The organism is Bacteroides sp. D22 (assembly GCF_000163675.1).
In the GTDB taxonomy this organism is placed as follows: Bacteria; Bacteroidota; Bacteroidia; order Bacteroidales; family Bacteroidaceae; genus Bacteroides; species Bacteroides xylanisolvens.
In genome coordinates this window covers 270781-288128 of the sequence record NZ_GG774797.1, presented here as the reverse complement: position 1 = coordinate 288128, position 17348 = coordinate 270781, and the positions used below count along the sequence as shown (strand labels likewise).

Sequence of the window (17348 nt, the reverse complement as noted above, 5' to 3'; positions counted from 1 at the left end):
ATGAAAAGAGTAATTATAACATTCTTGTGCCTCCTCTGCATTGTACAGGCATACTCCCAATCGTTTACGATAAGCGGTACCATTATTGATGGGGAAAGCAACGAACCGCTTATCGGAGCTGGTATTCTGGTAAAGGGAGCCGGAAGGGGTACCATCACCAATATAGATGGAAAATATTCGCTGGAAGTGAAACGTGGCGAAACATTGGTATTTTCGTTTGTGGGCTATCAAAATCAGGAAGTCGCAATAACAAATCAGCGCACACTGAATATCGCATTAAGGGTTTCCGAAGCCAACAACCTGAACGAAGTTGTTATCACAGGTCGCGGCAGCGCGAAACGTATCACTTTGACCGGTGCCGTGAGCGGTATTCAAGCCAACGAATTACGTAGAGTTCCTACAAGTAGCTTACAGAATACATTATCGGGTAAACTGCCCGGCTTCTTCAGTCAGCAACGTTCCGGTCAGCCGGGAAAAGATGCTTCCGACTTCTTTATCCGTGGTGTCAGTTCCTTGAATGAGGACGGTAACAAGCCACTTATTATGGTTGATGATGTGGAATACAGTTACGAACAGCTGTCGCAAATCAATGTCAATGAGATTGAAAGCATATCTATTTTGAAAGATGCATCAACGACTGCTATTTATGGTATCAAGGGTGCTAACGGTGTGTTGGTAGTCAAGACACGTCGCGGTGAAGAAGGAAAACCTGTGATCCATGTGCGTGCAGAAGCCGGCGGTCAGATACCTGTCCGTAAACCCAACTTCTTAGACTCATACAACACCGCCCTGTTAGTCAACGAGGCACGTACTAACGATGGTTTGACTAAAATGTTTACACAACATGATTTGGAACTGTTTAAAGACGGTTCCGACCCATACGGACATCCTAATGTAAACTGGTACGACGAAGTGTTCAAAAAATCGGCTATGCAGTCGAACATCAATGTCGACGTATCGGGTGGTACCAAACGTTTGAAATACTTCGTATCCGGGGGGTATTTCTCACAAGGTGGTTTGGTTCGTAACTTTGCTAAAGCGGATGACGATGTGAATACCGGCTATTTTTACCGCCGTTTTGACTACCGTACCAACTTGGACTTTACTGTTACTGATAATCTGACTATGCGTCTGGACTTCAGTTCGCGCTTCATGAACATCAACGAACCGAGTAGTCTGAATGCTACAGGCGAGATTTACAATTTCACCGCCATGCACCCCTATTCGGCACCGGTACTCAATCCGGACGGATCGTATGCTTATCTTTCAGATGTGGACGGTTACGGACCTACATTGAATGCACGTTTGGCTAACGAAGGTTACACGCGTACACGCCGTAACGATAACAACATTCTCTACGGTGTGAACTGGAAGATGGATTGGCTCACCAAAGGATTGTCAGCCAATGCTCGTATTGCTTACTCTACCATTGACGAAGTCTTCCGCAAAGTAAACCGTGGAAAAGATGCGTACCCTACCTACCACTACGATCCTACTACGGATCAGTATAACATCAACCCCAACCGTAAATATGCTTATTCACAGTATGCTCTGACGGCCGGAACCAACCAGGCTGTGAAAAATCTGGATGTTCAGGCCTCCATCAACTATGCACGCATATTCAATGGAATACATGACGTTAGTGCCACGTTGCTGTATAGCCGCCAAAGCCGTACCGTAGAAAAAAATCCAGACGATACAGGAGAAAAGATTCCCGAAAACTTTCAGGGTCTTACCGCTACCGTAGGTTACAAATATAAAGATAAATATCTGGTCGACTTCAATGTTGCATACAACGGTACCGACCGTTTTGCCGAAGGACACCGCTACGGAATATTCCCTGCTATTGGTGTGGGTTGGCGTATCTCCGAAGAATCGTTCTTCAAGGATAACATATCTTTCATCCAACTATTGAAAATCAGAGCTTCGTATGGTATTGTAGGTTCGGACGTAGCTATGGGTAACCGCTACCTTTACAACCAGATATATACAGCAACTGATAATGCTTATAATTTCGGACAAAGCGATGTCACTTCCACTGCTATTACGGAAGGTGACCTTGGTAATAGCAGTGTGACATGGGAAGAAGCCAAGAAGTTTGATATAGGTCTCGACTTCAATGCATTCGACCGCTTCTCATTTACTTTCGACTGGTTCTATGACAAACGATACAATCAGCTTGTGAAACGCAATGACATACCGCAGATCTTAGGTGTGGGTACTTCACCTATCAACGTGGCACGCACCAGCAATATGGGTTTCGACGGACAGATTGGTTATCAAGACCGTTTCGGTGAGTTCAACTTCAATACCAACTTCGTATTCTCGTATGCTAAGAATAAGGTAGAATTTAATGCCGAAGCACAACAAAGATACGATTGGTTGTCGGCAACAGGTCGTCCTATCGGTCAACCATTCGGTTACACTTGGATAGGTTATTATACACCTGAAGAAGTGGACTTGATTCATGCAGGAGCCGCAAATGCACCGGCTGTGCCCAATACCGACGTTCCTATCCAAGCCGGTGACTTGAAATACAAAGATTTGAACGGAGACGGTGTTATCAACGACTTCGACAAGGGAGCTATTGGTAAGCCAAACTTACCCAACACCACGTTGGGATGGACAATCGGTGGTTCGTGGAAAGGATTGTCAGTGAGCGTACTCTTCCAAGGTTCGTTCAACTACAGTTTCTCGGTAAACGGCATAGGTATCGAACCTTTCAAGAGTCAATTCCAACCTCTACACCAGAAACGCTGGACATTAGAACGCTACCTGAACGGTGAAGCCATCGAATTTCCGCGCTTAACAAGCAATCCGTCGACTGTAAACAGCGCAGCAGCGTATATGTCCGACTTTTGGTTGATTGATGCTTGGTACATCCGCTTGAAAACCATCGACGTCTCCTATCAAGTGCCCACAAAAGTGTTGCCTTCATGGCTTACAAACCTCCGTGTCTATCTCAATGCTTACAACATGTTTACATGGACAAGTTTTGATAAGTATCAACAAGACCCGGAAATCAAGTCCAACTCCGCCGGTGATGCATACATGAACCAGCGCGTGTTTAACTTAGGAGTACAACTTACATTCTAATAAACTGATAAATACTCATAGTAGTATCAATGAAAAAGGGGATGCGTCTTCATAGATGCATCCCCTTTTTCATTGATAACACATTGTAAATCAAGCATTATTATTTGATAGGAAGCCGAATCCGTACATGTAGGGGTACATGGCTTGCCGTAAACGAAAACGTCCCACTCCACACACAAGTCGGTGTGCGGAGCGGGACGAAAACTATTATAGTTGTCGTGCTAAAAATCTATCGGTTCATTCTGGTAAAAGCAGCTACTTGAGGTACTTCTTGTTTACATCTTCCAGTATCTGCATCTGCTGGATAGCTATCCGGTTCAGCCGGACAAGCCTTTCGTGCTGAGGAAGTCCTTCTCCTATGAATACGGCATTCAGATTCTCCATGTTCGAGAGACAAATCAATTCGTTCACCGTGGCATAGTCGCGGACGTTTCCTTTCAGGTCGGGATGCGCATCGCGCCATTCGAGGGCAGTGAGGCCGAACATGGCAACGTTCAGCACATCGGCTTCGCTGGCGTAGATGCGGGAAGCTTGTTGTGGTGTGACTTCTGCCGGGATAAGGTTTTGTTTGATAGCATCGGTGTGGATGCGGTAATTTATTTTCGACAGTTCTCGCTTGGCACTCCAGCCCAGTTGCGCGAGTTCCTGCTCCTTAAGGCGCTGGAACTCGCGGACTAAATAGATTTTAAATTCAGCACTAATCCACATTCCAAATTCAAATGCGATGTCCTTGTGTGCATAGGTGCCTCCATATCTTCCGGCTTTCGCTTGAATACCGATAGCATGGGTCTTCTCCACGTATTCTTTCACGCTGATTTTGAAACTGTTCAACCCCGACTGATTTCTAATTGTGGCGAATTCGCCATAATTAAATCCTGGGTTATACAACCGCTCCCATATACCGAGGTATTCCAGTGTATTCCTGTTTCTCAGCCAGTCTGATATGAAGAAATCGCCATCTTTGGCTTTTAGCATGTCAGTAATGCAGATATAATCTTCGTTATTAATAGACACTACATTGATGTCTGTAGTCAATACTGTTATTTTGGTCATCTTGTCTTCTCCGGTTAAACGATGGGCAAAGGTACACTTTTCCCTTCAATCCCTAACACATTATTTATGAATAGTTTTCGTTTACAACAAGTCAAAGAACGCGTCAGGTGAATAAAACAGAGCCTCTGTTTAAGTGAAACGAAGCCTGCATTTCACTTAAACAGAGGCTCTATTAAACGAATATAGAGGCTCTAAAAAAGAGACTGAACTCATCTCTCTTTTTTGCTTTCGGTTCGCTTTCAGTCAAAAACCTTTTTTACTGATGTTTTTGACTGGAAGCTATTTTTAGTAATCACATTTGGATTATAAGGATGAAGTTTAGTTCTAAACAGTACAAAAAGAAGATAGTTAAATAAACGAACTCCTCATTTATTGTATTCTCCCTTACAATTTCACTGTAATGCCTTTAGCTATATCACCAGAAGATTTATAAGTATGGCCAGCATGCAATACTTCTACCTTTATCATTCCAAAATCAATTTGGTCTTCCCCTTTATCTTCTGTCACTTTTACAATAAGATGATGCCCGTCTACTAACTCTGCTTTAAAAGTTAGCTGTTTATAATCTCCTTTCTGAAATCCCCATCCATCTCCTTTGTCCCAATACAAAGAGCCTTCCGCTTTGCCATCCTCATCCGGGCAAACAACTAAAGTCAATGGGTCGAATGAATTTTCATTCACATTCTGAATTATTTTGCCTACTGGAATAATAGAACCACCTCTCACTTTTAATTTAGCCTGATATTTACCTTTTGTATCTCCTTTAACCAAAGATAAATTTTCCCAAATTCCTTTGGGTAGAGAAGGATTCTTTGCAAATGCAGGAATTATCAACAGGTCTGTCCCCAACATGAAAGCTTGCTCTTCAGCACGCAAACTTTCATCTTTCGGATCGGCAAAGAAAACCGGAGCCATCACAGGCTGTCCATCTTTATGAGCCACATGAAAAGCAGTGTAGAGATAAGGCAGCAAACGGTAACGACGTTCTAATGCCATGCGTGATTCCTTTTCTATATCTTTAGTAAATGCCCACGGTTCCTTGTTATTTGTATCACAGGAAGCATGTCCTCTGGAAAAAGGGAAAAATGCACCGAAGCCTAACCAGTTTCCCCACAAATCGGGAGTCGTATTCCCAGCAAATCCACCTATATCCGGACCATTGAAAGGCTGACCGGACAACCCCAATGTAATAGACATCGGTATAGAAAGTTTCATGTGTTCATAAGTAGCTTCGTTATCGCCCGTCCACATGGCTGCATAACGCTGTCCGCCAATAATATTGGAGCGGGAAAGAAGAAATGGACGTTTGCCTGGATTAGCAGCCATCATGCCATTATAAGAAGCTTCGACCATCAGACGACCATAAGCGTTATGATACATTAAATGGCTACCAATAGGTAAGTTGCCTCCTCCTAAATGAATATTGTTCTCCGGCATCGTTCCCCCAGGACCATCAAATACAGACGGTTCATTCATATCATTCCAAATGCCATCTATTCCATTAGCCATAAAGTCTTTATAAAGTCCGGACCACCAAGTGCGCGTCTCCGGACGGGTAAAGTCAGGAAATGCGCAAGCACCCGGCCATACTTTCCCGTGAAACTCATTACGATAGATATCACAAACAAAAGCATTTTGCTCTTTTCCGGTTTTATACACAAAATAGTTATCATCCACTTTTACGCCTGGATCTATCATATACACGGAATGGAATCCATTATCATGCAGATACTTATTCATGCGCTTCGGATCGGGAAAATCCCTGTCATTGATTGTGAATACACGGAATTCATCCATATAGTTGATATCAAACCATATTACATCGCACGGTATCTTCTTTTCACGAAAAGTATTGGCAACTTCTTTCACTCTAGCTTCCGGCACGTAAGAAAAACGAGACTGATGATAACCAATTGCCCATCTGGGAGGCATACTTATAGTACCGGTCAATTCGGCAAGTCCTTTTAATACAGCTTGCGGAGATTCACGATCTATGATATAAGTACGAAAAGGTGCTCCTTCAGTATTAAATTCAATTTTATCTGAATTAGTAATCAATTCAGCCTTCCAAAAACTATCAAACAATACGCCAAATGCTGTCCCGTCCGGACGAACACCCAATACCCACGGATGCGTTTGATACAGACGTGAGCCACCATCAACCCGATACATACCATTATCCGTATTCCACATTTTAATCTTTTGCCCATTACGCAGCAACGGACCGGTCACTTCACCACCTCCATACAGACTTATTCCGGCTGGAACATCCAATGAGGCATTTGCCTTGCCATCAGTCATCGTAAATTGAGGAACTAATTTCCAGTTTTCCGGTACTTCACCTTTCTTTTCCGGTTCATGGGAGAGAATTAATGAAGGCGTACGGGAAACATCATACCCTACGGGGATAAATTCTACAATTCCATTTCCTACCAGTGTTACTTTTTCTGTTTTTATATTACCTGCCCAAGCTACCTGAGCCGTAAAGAAGAAAACAGCCATTTGCAATAACGATATTCTTTTTCTCATTTAAATATTATTTTAGTTATTAGTTCCGCCAACGGATTTTAGTCTGGCAATTTCATAATCAAAAGCTTGGAAAACAGTCCTCATGATATCATATTTTCATTTTGGTCAAACAGGATTTCCAGCAACTCCTCCGGTCACTCATAAAAGAAGAATAAACAGACCGGAGGAATATTGTGGAATTTCAAACACCAATCCTAACTTTTTACCTATATCTATTGAACTTTATACTATGAACGCTTGAAATTTAAGAAACCACTAAAGAGAAATTTAAAAAGAATCATATAAAAATAATAATCAAGGCGATTAACTTCAAGTCAATTCACAAGACAATTTTCCTAAAGTTAATTTTGTTTCTGCACAGATTTAAATTAAATGATAATTTAGTTTATTACGGTACGTTTTTAAATGTATCAATAAAAAATTCAGCAGTCTCTAGAGAAGATTTTTAAATTTCATTTCTCATATTCTCATAGGTGACTGATAAACAACAAATAGTCAAATAAATAGCTTATGAGAAATACTTTCTAAGACGGCATTTCTCATAATACACCTTCTATTTTAGCTTAAAATTCACCTTATTCTCATAGTATTTCAGAGTATTTCTCATAGTTAAATACTATACTTCTCCTTTTTTCTGGTTGAAGATAAACTGTAGTTCCGATTGTCCCATATATTATGGGAAAATGTTCCCTAATATTATGAGAATTTATTCCCACAAAATAAGAGAATCTTTTCCCTGTTAATAGGGAATACCTTCCCACAATATATGGGACAAGAAGAATATGTACTTCCCTGATAATCGTTGACTAGTTGCTTCTTTATTCTTGTATAGGTTGATTGGAAAAACACTATGAGAAATGAATCTAACAAGTATGAGAAACAAGGTAAAATACGGGGTATTTGACGGAAAAACTATGAGAAATGCCGTCTTAGAAATCATTTCTCATAGTCTATTCTATTAGTTTTCTGCTATTTATGATTAATGAATGAGAATATGAGAAATGAAAATCATAAATACACTCTAGTAGGGTATCTATTTCAAATTAAATAGAAAATCATAATGCCCTGCTTCTACATCAACAGTCTGCTCCTTAACGCTCACTTTCTTCTTATTCTTTTTACATGAGACAGCATTATTAGGGATGCAAACTGTAGCCGTTGTTCCGGCAGGAACTGTCAATTGAAGATTCAACTGATTATCATCTTTCAACTTCCAATTAACAGCAATTGTGCCATAAGGTGATTCTTTCGTTACTTTTGCCCAGGTCACACCGTTTGGAATTTGAGGATCGACATAGAAGTGACGATATCCAGGTTTAGCCTCGTCAAGACGTATTCCTCCTACAGCCTGATAAAACCAAGTACCAATTCCATTGTAACAATTGTGCACACGACTTCGTTCTCCGCTCCAATATTCCCAAGTCGCTGTCGCACCATGGTCAATCATATACAGATAACCGGGATAATCACGTTTCTTCATCATTTGATAGAAGAAATCCACTTGTTTATTCCGAACAGCCCATTCTGTCAAAATAGGCACTCCAACCAAACCAACAGCAATATGTCCTTTATATTTTTCTTCGGTCATGGCAACGACATTCTCTTTCACTTTATTGTACAAAGAATCAGGTACAACACCTACCAACATAGGATAGCACATATCCAACTGTGAACCGGTAGAATAGATCCCTTCATCCTCACGGTAGAACGTCTGATGAATCAACTTGTTGAGTTTTTCTCTACGCATAGCAAACTCTTCCGCCTCTTCTCTTTTTCCTAATGTTATGGCTGTCTTATACATAGTGCTCAAGCATTCGCTGATAAAACAGTTACTTACCAAATCCACTGAAGCCTGATTACCTGCATCTACTCCCATAGGTGCCAGCCAATCACCCAAATACCAGTCACGGTATTTGGTATCGGGCCAACGTTTCAGCAAACCATCTACTGTATATTTATCAACATACTTAAACCACTCTTTCATTTGAGAATAATATTTCTCAATCAAGCGGGGATCATTATAGTTGACATACGTTCTCCAGGGAGCCTGTACAAAGAATCCGCACCAATACGGACCGCCGCCACCGGCACCCGGATTAGGACCAACATGCGGCAAACTTCCTCCTTCACGCATGGAGTCTCCCCATGTTTGCACCCAGTTTTCAAATGTTGGAGCTACATCGTACATCGTTTGCAAAGACATCGTTGAGGAGTTTCCATCACCACCATATCCTGCACGTTCCAAATGCGGACAGTCTACCATATATCCACTAAAAGTCAGACATTTCATCGTATACTGAATCATTTGGTGAATAGCATTCAAGTCGGCATCCGAACATTCAAAAGTTGCGGTCTGTTTATAATCTCCATAAATCTGCAGAGATTTCATAGCACCTGTTTCCGGTTTTTGAGGAAGATTGGAAATGCGCACATATCGAAAAGCGTGATGATTGAATTTATTTCTGAAGTATTCTCCTTGCTTACCACCAGATATATAAATATCACTTTCACCTTGCTTGTCAAATTCACCGTCTTTCGTCAAATTATCACTATATTCCATAATAACTTCATGACCTGCCGGCAATATAGGCATTTGCATCTCAAACCATCCGGTCTGAACCTTCCCCATATCTACCAGCCAGAGACTTTCACCCAGCTTCTTTACAGAAACAGCCTGCAAAATCTGATGTATCTTGTTTATCTCACACATTTGAGGGGAAGCGATATGATCGGGAACATTCACTTTCACAACAGGAGTCCATTTCATTTTGTCTAAAGCCTGTGTTGAAAGATCTCGCGGAAGAATCCTTCCATCCACCCTCTCACCTCCAAACTGCAAAGCACGCCAAGTACCTGTATCCGAATAGCCACTTTCACATCCGTACCATAATCCGTCTGTCTTCGTAACGACTTCCCATTTACCATTTCTCAACACATCCAATTCTGCTTTTACCAGCGGACCTTCATAAGCTGCTCCGAAAGTCGTCGTTTTATACCAACCTTGTCCCAGCCAGATAAGCAAATCATTTTCTCCTTCTCTCAAATAAGGAGTAATATCATAAGTAACAATTAGTGAACGTTTAGATAAATGTGATACAGCAGGGGTCAGAACGTCCTCCCCAACCTTTCTCCCATTGATATAAATTTCGTGATAACCTAACGTATTTACATGCAGGAAAGAAGTCTCTCCCTGAGTCAATTTCACTTTCTTGCGAAGAATAGGAGCACAAATCTTACCACCTTCAACAGAAGCCCCTATATATTCTCCTTTCATCTGTGACTGATCCAAGATGCCAACTCCAAAACGGGCAACAGGACTCCATGATGAAGCTTGTTTTTTAGCATCCCAAACACGTACCCGCCAATAACACAAAGAACGAGAAGTTAAAGTCTTCCCTCGATAAGGTACCATAACCGAAGTTTTGGATTTCAATTTTCTGGTATTCCATAAATCTGCTTTATCCTGCACCAACAGAATACTATCCGAAGCTACCTGTATTTCATAATAAGTTTGCCCGCCTTTCCAGCCGTCCCCCTTTAACTTCCAACTGAAGTGAGGAGTTACATTATCAATCCCCAAAGGATTAATAAGATTCTCACATTTTAATTCCGCCAAATAGAAAGGCGAAGTATTCTCATTTCCATATACTATCATCGACAGACAACAGAAATAACAAATCAAACCTAAACATAACAATCGTTTCATTCTATTCATCTTCTATTATTATTCAACTCTTGTCAGCCTCACTTTATGAATGACAGGTTTATTGATTTTATAAATTGTTTCAACGAGACTCTTTATATAATTGCTCCAAACTTCCCGTATTTCGGGGTTCATCGCTTTTATATACCAGTCGTAGCTCATCCTGAGAAACCCATCTTTAGGTAAGTACTCTTTTAGCTTATCAATAGCCTTCTGATCGTCTGCAAACAACAATCCTTCTTTTTTCAGGAATGAATATTCGGTCCACAAGTATTCTCTAAAACGTTTCTCCACTTCAAACCGTTCTTCATTCAGATACATGATTTTCGCAGCTTGTTGATATTGGGGAGTATTTGGGTAATCTGCCAAATTCACACCATTCGCCAACTTTTCGGATGAGAGATTGTCAATAAACTGATTGTCTATAGTTAACCGATACATTCCTTTCTCTAAGTTTGTTACCTGAAAACGTTCCTGATTAAACTCTTCCATAAATGGAACCAACTGCATTGCATCGCGTTGTGACCTTTTATTTCCCCAACCACTTCTAGAAATAGAATCCAGCGGATAAGGAAGAGCATACGCCAGATAATCAAAAGTCAGATCAGCTCCGCTCTTTTTTAGTTTTGAAATCTTACAGTTCTTATGGGTTATTACAGATGAATGATATGCATCAATAGATACTGATGACACTTCATCCCCAGCCAGTCCCTGTGCTTTCAGAAACAAATAGGCCATGACCATCTGTCCGTCATTATCCGGATGAATTCTATCTATCCTACAGAATGTAAATGTAGAATCTGCCTCCTGCTCCTTTCTGCTTATCTCACGCATCGGTTGGTTAAAATCAACAAAACCCCAGCCATTCTTTTTAGCCGATGTACGTTGGGCATCTATGATTTTTAAAATGGCGTTGTTCTTATTATGCAATATAAAATTATTAAACCGGGAAGTCTCATCATAAGGAGAACCACCAATCAAAACTTTCTTTATTTTATTTTTAGCCAGTAAGCGTTCTTCTATTTCCCGATAGCTTTCCAATGACTTTGCAATCCGTTGTTCCGACAGTTCTTTTGCATCGTCTTTCATGTAAATATCATAACCGGTATCATTCATACCGAAAGTTAGAGTCACATAAGTTGGTTTCCTGTTGAAAACATCATAGTCCAAGCGATCCTTCATATCCCATGCACTCTCTCCACCAATTCCGGCATTCATGATAGTAATCGGTTTATCCGGGAAACGAGTCATGTAATACAACCAGATAAATGAATGATAATGTCCGCCGTGAGTAATGCTGTTTCCTACAAATACCACACGTTCCCCTTCTTCAAACCGAGGTATTGTTATTTGTGCCTGTAAGTAATCGCAATTTATATAAACTAAAGATAACAACAAGAGTATCCTCATTTTTAGTCTATTAGCCATTTTCTTTATTCTTTTAATCAAACCATAAAGATAACCGTACAACAATCAATCTGCTATATCCAGCTTATTCTTCTCTGCTTTCCCATACTGTTTCACCAATACACTTACGCCTCCTTTCAACAGTTCGGGAGTTGCCTCCATAGTGATAACCTTTTCTTCGCCCGGCATCAACGTCGCATAATTATCGGACATAATTATTGGAAGTATTCTTTTCTGCGTAGCCTTATTAACAAGCCTCACCCGATTAGCAAAAGCCACAGTCTCGGAATTGTTCTTTACAGCGATCTTCATCTTTCCGTCAGACATCGATTTATCCACCAATCGGCAAGACAAATCGGCCTCTGGGAGTGTATTCAGCAATGTATAATCAAGATCATTCACACCATTCCGCCAATAGAAGTTTTCAGAGATTAGATTACCTTTGACATCTGTCAGTTCCAACTTGATAAAATGAAGCGGAGTCAGTTCTTCTATCTCTTTTGGTTTCTCACCGTAGATTTCGAATTCGAACAATGAATATCCAAACTGTGTGGCACGGCTGATGCCTGCCAATTTCACATAACGTGCTGTAACAGGTTCCAATTCAATCTGTTCAGTACCACCTCTTCCATCTTTGTTGGCATAAACGGTTTTCCATTCTTGCGCATCATTCGATACTTGCAGTTCGTATTTCTTAGCACAAGCTGCCTCCCATTTCAAAATAGCCTTTTCTATCTTTTCTTCTTTACCAAGATCAATGTATATCCATTGAGGATCACTGTATGCACTTTCCCAACGACTTCCCGCTCCTCCGTCAGTAACCATTGAAGCACTTTTAGAGGCACCTGTTGAAGAAGAAGCTACAGCCTTCTTTCCATAAGCCAGATTGAAAGGGTTAAAGTTCAAAGAAAATGCTTCTGCAATGTTGCTGGCTGCCACATCGACCTGTTTTGCCTGTCCGTATGCAGGCACTTCTTTTCCATTCAAGTTGTAAATTGCAGCTTTAGCTATTGCACCTTTCAAGTCCTTTGCTGTAGTATTTATTACTTTTATATTGTTATTGGAAGCATTCCATTGGATATGTAAAGGTTCACAAGCCTTTTTTGCTCCCCAATAAGCACCTGTAGGATCGTAATAATAGTCATAAGTCTGCCATACAAACGAGGGATAAGCCGGATGGCTCATCCAGATCAGAAGTCCGGCTGCATCATTCCACATCTTATCGTTCCAAGCCTCATACATACCTTTCATCACTTCAAGATTCAGCATTTGCGCTTTCTCGCAGAATTCTTCCAGTCCGGATGATTCTCCGTACTGTGTGTTTACTGAATTCTTATAATTAACCGGGTTGGCATTAGACGCTTCCTTACCGAAGAAATGTTTGTTCCATACATTGTCATCATCATTCTTCAACTGCTCATCAGTAGGTAGAGGCCACCAGTCTTTTTGCGGGATAAACTCTTTGATGCTTTCAAATGTGGGGAAAGTGGCCGTTCCTATTTCTGTACGCATACCGTAACCGTGATCAATACCGTATGGATAAGCCGGTGTATTAAATGCCAGATTACTGCCTGAAGTTTCAAAATGGTGTCTTGGAGGTTGATTTCCCCACCAACCACTTCCGGACAATCCATCCTGATTGGAGCAAGACTTATACATACGGTCATTATTGTCCTCCTTCGCAATCATTTCACGCAGGTAATTATCCAAATCAGGTGCCGGATACGTTTCATTTGCTCCACACCAAATAGCAATAGAAGGATGGTTTCTAAGACGTCTGACTTTATCAAGGGCATTCGCTTTAAATGCTTCCGGTTGCGCCACGTCATTGTATGCTACATATAACCAAAAATCATTCCATACCATAATCCCATATTTATCACAATAATCATAAAACTCATCATCAGTAACACACCCTGTCCATAGACGGATCATATTGTAATTCATTTCCTTATGAAGTCTGATTTTCGTTTCATACTCTTTACCCTGACATCGAAGCAGATATTCGCTCATTCCCCAGTTTCCACCTTTCAGATAGATCTTCTGTCCGTTGATAAAGAATGTAAGAACAGGATATCCCACTACATTATCGACCATTTTATACTCATACTTCTTGATACCGAATGTCATTTCTTTTACATCCGACACTTTTCCATCTACAGAACAAGTCAGCTTACAAGTATAAAGATTGGGATCACCATAGCCATTCGGCCACCAAAGCCTCGGATGATCAACAACCAATTGCGCTATATCATCTTTGTTAATAGATAGTCTGGCTGTTGTTCCTCCTTCTACCCGAATGTCTTTAGAGAAAGAAATATTCCCCGGCTGAATCACTCCGGATACAACGACTTCTTTAGGGGAAGAAGAAGCATTTCTAATATCTGTTGAGACAGAAAGCTCTGCTTTCTGCAAGGTCGGTAACTCTGAACGTACCCAAGGATCTTCCATCACTACATCTCCTGTTACCACAAGATAAGCATTGCCTGTGATACCAGCCAGACGTCCCGGAACGTATGGCATCCAGTCCCAACCGGCACCAGCCAGATAACTGGGGCTACACGCAACTCCATACGGGTCTTTAGCCTTACGCGTCTTTTTCTGATCGGCATCGGTAATCAGAACAGCTATCACATTCTTACCGGATTTCTTTATCAAATTAGTTACATCAAACTTCGAACGTAACATGTGACCGCTTACATCTTTAGTAGATGCTTTTGTTCCTGATATCTTCTCACCATTAAAATAGAAATCGGCAAAGCGGTTCGTATTGTCGAAATGAAGCCATACCCGCTTCCCCTCCGAATAAGAAGACGGGAGTTCGAATTCCGTACGATACCAGAAAGGACGGTTATAAAACGTTTCGTCTACTTTATAAATATTATCGGCATAATTAGGATCTGGAACGATTCCTGCTTCAACATAAGCAGTAAAAACAGTTCCGGGAACCACACCTTTAACGTAATCGGACATTTTAAATTCCGGAGTAGAAATCTGCTCTCCGGTTATGTTCTCTAAATCTGCCTGGGGTTTCACTTCCCAGATAATCCGAGGATTAGAGCTGTTCAAAGACATCCATGTACTCTGCTCTGCACACCCTGTCTGGATTAGAGCACATATAACCGATATAATGATAAGCCCAAGTTTATTCATCATACTATCAAGATTTTAAAGTAACAATTTGTTTTAGAGTATGTTATTCAATCAAAGTCCCCACTCAACATTAGGTTTATCACCCATAAACAGCTCCAATGTACCTCCGGCTGCAATGTCCGCAAAATCAAGATAACATTTATTGTATTCCTGACCGTTCAACAAGGCCTTTTGTATATAGACGTTATTTATGCTGTTATTATGAGCTATCACCGTGAATTTCTTACCAGTATAATAGCTGGGATCAAGATTGAACTCTACTTTATCAAAAACCGGACTTGTAATCTCCATACGTGTATTTCCCGGACAGGAAGGATGAATACCGGAAGCAGCCAACACATACCACGCTGACATCTGACCTACATCTTCATTGCCAACAATTCCTTCAACTTTGTTTGCATAAGCCTTTTCACATGTATAGCGTGTCCATTTTTGAGTATACCAGGGAACTTCAAGCTGATTGAACAAAAAAGGAACGAAGTGCACAGGTTCATTCGCATGATTATAATATTCATTCCACAGCATATTAGAAGGAGTTTTATTAAAGAAATCTGTTAAATCCGCAATAACTTTCTCCTTACCACCCATCAAATTCACCATTCCCGTAACATCGTGAGGTACAAACCAACCTTGCTGATAAGAGTTTGCTTCTATACACCCATACCATTCTTTAAGACGTGCATTCTCCGGCCATTCTACCCATGTTCCATCTGCTTTACGGGGACGGAACCACCCCTTTTCTTTATCAAAAATATGATGATATGCCTGTCCCTTTTCATAGAAACATTTGGCATCATCTTCTTTCCCCATAGCTTTCGCTAATTGAGATATACACCAATCAGTATAAGCATACTCCAAAGTGGTTGAAATACTCAATGGTTCCGGAGCATACCCCAATGAATCATTACCAAAACGACGGGATGTGTTAATGGCATAACGATACGCTTTCTCTGCATCATACGTACGAATCCCTTTGATATAAGCATCCGCCAAAACAGACAAAGCAGGATTTCCCAACATACAGCCGGAATAGGAATTCAGCAATTCCCAACGTTCATAGTATTCGCGCCCACTCTGATCTGCCATAGTAATCAATGAGTTCAGTTCATCACTTACTAAACGCGGATTAATTATAGTCTGCAAAGGAAACTGACTACGAAATACATCCCATCCACTGAATATAGTACGTTTTGTAAAAGTGCTGTCAGCCGTATGTATTTTATAATCACCGCCTACATAACGTCCGTCTACATCTGTATAGATACGAGGATCAATCATCGTATGATACATGGCAGTATAGAATATCGTTTTTTCATCATCCGTACCACCGGATATCCGGACACGATTAAGTTCTTTATTCCACAATTCAGTAGCTTCCTGCTTTACTTGTCCAAAATTTTTAGAGGCTATTTCTTGTTCAAAGTTATTTGCAGCACCCTCCATATCAACAAAAGAGATACCAACTTTCATCTCTACAGTCTCTCCCTCCTTCGTTGGAAATTCAGTAAAAAAGCCCAGATGTTTACCCGTCAGTTCTTTCTTGTCTTTTATAACCGGAGCTTGTGATACACGAGTCAAATAAGGAATACTCACTACTTCATCACGTTTCCGAACCCAATGTTCGGGAATATCTGCACTCCAAAAGCCATAATTAGTCAAAGGTTTACTAAATTGTGCATAATAATAAACGGTATAATCGGCTTTTCCTTCACCATTACCCCATCCACCACCATCAGGTGTGCACTTCATCCATCCTTGAATGGTGTAATCATCTACAACTTTAATATACTGCGAAGTAGATGTTCCCCCTACTCTACGAGCTAAATCAATCTGAATACGCGATTGGTCACTAGAAGGATAAGTAAAATGTAAAATTCCACAGTGCGGTGTCGCGCTACTTTCTACTTTGATATGATAATCAGTCAATTCTACCGAATAATATCCGGCCTTAGCCGTTTCAGTGGCTTTGTTATAAGCCGAACGATATCCTTTTATACTATCATTATTCTCTTTACCTGCCACTTTATATAATTCACCAGTTGTAGGCATCACAAGAAAATTGCCCAAATCACCAAACCATCCCACACCACTCATCTGGGTAAAGGCAAATCCTTCGATTGTCTTATGTTCATCACTGTATCCGGAACCGTTATCACCTCCCGTTATTGTATTAGGACTAACCTGTACCATACCATACGGAGTCGTAGCTCCGGGAAAAGTTTTACCTAATCCGTGATAAACACCGGCAGCCCCTACACTAGTACTGGCACCAATAAACGGGTTTACATAATCGGTCGGAACCCAATCTTCCGATACGGTATTGGTTGATGAGCAACCCGTCATCCAACACAAAAAGCAAACAATTAAAAGATTAGCAGTCGCTTTATACATAACAATAATCTAATTA

Annotated in this window: 7 protein-coding genes; 1 reads left to right on the top strand and 6 read right to left on the bottom strand. The window is 40.8% G+C overall.

Annotation, left to right across the window (positions count from 1 at the left end):
* The gene (locus tag HMPREF0106_RS20360; RefSeq protein WP_009039056.1) at positions 1 to 3096 is read left to right on the top strand and encodes a SusC/RagA family TonB-linked outer membrane protein; all 3096 of its coding nucleotides are present in this window, start codon (positions 1 to 3) and stop codon (positions 3094 to 3096) included.
* A 255-nt stretch (positions 3097 to 3351) separates the two neighbouring features.
* Here the strand turns inward: HMPREF0106_RS20360 and HMPREF0106_RS20365 are convergent, their stop codons facing one another.
* The 6 genes from HMPREF0106_RS20365 to HMPREF0106_RS20390 all read right to left on the bottom strand — a co-directional run bounded on the left by HMPREF0106_RS20365 (position 3352) and on the right by HMPREF0106_RS20390 (position 17332).
* Positions 3352 to 4149 carry a KilA-N domain-containing protein gene (locus HMPREF0106_RS20365; protein WP_004301479.1) on the bottom strand — a complete coding sequence of 266 codons (798 nt, stop codon included), beginning with the start codon at positions 4147 to 4149 and terminating at the stop codon, positions 3352 to 3354.
* A gap of 384 nt (positions 4150 to 4533) precedes the next feature.
* The gene (locus HMPREF0106_RS20370; RefSeq protein ID WP_032851010.1) at positions 4534 to 6678 is read right to left on the bottom strand and encodes a TIM-barrel domain-containing protein; all 2145 of its coding nucleotides are present in this window, start codon (positions 6676 to 6678) and stop codon (positions 4534 to 4536) included.
* A 1033-nt stretch (positions 6679 to 7711) separates the two neighbouring features.
* The gene (locus HMPREF0106_RS20375; protein ID WP_009039054.1) at positions 7712 to 10393 is read right to left on the bottom strand and encodes a family 78 glycoside hydrolase catalytic domain; all 2682 of its coding nucleotides are present in this window, start codon (positions 10391 to 10393) and stop codon (positions 7712 to 7714) included.
* 9 nt (positions 10394 to 10402) lie between these two features.
* Positions 10403 to 11809 carry an SGNH/GDSL hydrolase family protein gene (locus HMPREF0106_RS20380; RefSeq protein ID WP_050427846.1) on the bottom strand — a complete coding sequence of 469 codons (1407 nt, stop codon included), beginning with the start codon at positions 11807 to 11809 and terminating at the stop codon, positions 10403 to 10405.
* A gap of 45 nt (positions 11810 to 11854) precedes the next feature.
* On the bottom strand, positions 11855 to 14944 hold the full coding sequence (locus tag HMPREF0106_RS20385; protein ID WP_032851009.1) for a discoidin domain-containing protein: 3090 nt from the start codon (positions 14942 to 14944) through the stop codon (positions 11855 to 11857).
* Positions 14945 to 14992: 48 nt separating this feature from the next.
* Entirely contained in the window at positions 14993 to 17332 is a 2340-nt protein-coding gene (locus HMPREF0106_RS20390) for a GH92 family glycosyl hydrolase (RefSeq protein WP_009039051.1), read from the bottom strand.
* Between the last annotated feature and the right edge of the window lie 16 nt (positions 17333 to 17348).

Bases quoted from the DNA above. Each gene is read 5' to 3' on its own strand.
- HMPREF0106_RS20360 (WP_009039056.1), top strand. From the start codon at position 1: ATGAAAAGAGTAATTATAACATTCTTGTGCCTCCTCTGCATTGTACAG.
- HMPREF0106_RS20365 (WP_004301479.1), bottom strand. From the start codon at position 4,149: ATGACCAAAATAACAGTATTGACTACAGACATCAATGTAGTGTCTATT.
- HMPREF0106_RS20370 (WP_032851010.1), bottom strand. From the start codon at position 6,678: ATGAGAAAAAGAATATCGTTATTGCAAATGGCTGTTTTCTTCTTTACG.
- HMPREF0106_RS20375 (WP_009039054.1), bottom strand. From the start codon at position 10,393: ATGAATAGAATGAAACGATTGTTATGTTTAGGTTTGATTTGTTATTTC.
- HMPREF0106_RS20380 (WP_050427846.1), bottom strand. From the start codon at position 11,809: ATGGCTAATAGACTAAAAATGAGGATACTCTTGTTGTTATCTTTAGTT.
- HMPREF0106_RS20385 (WP_032851009.1), bottom strand. From the start codon at position 14,944: ATGATGAATAAACTTGGGCTTATCATTATATCGGTTATATGTGCTCTA.
- HMPREF0106_RS20390 (WP_009039051.1), bottom strand. From the start codon at position 17,332: ATGTATAAAGCGACTGCTAATCTTTTAATTGTTTGCTTTTTGTGTTGG.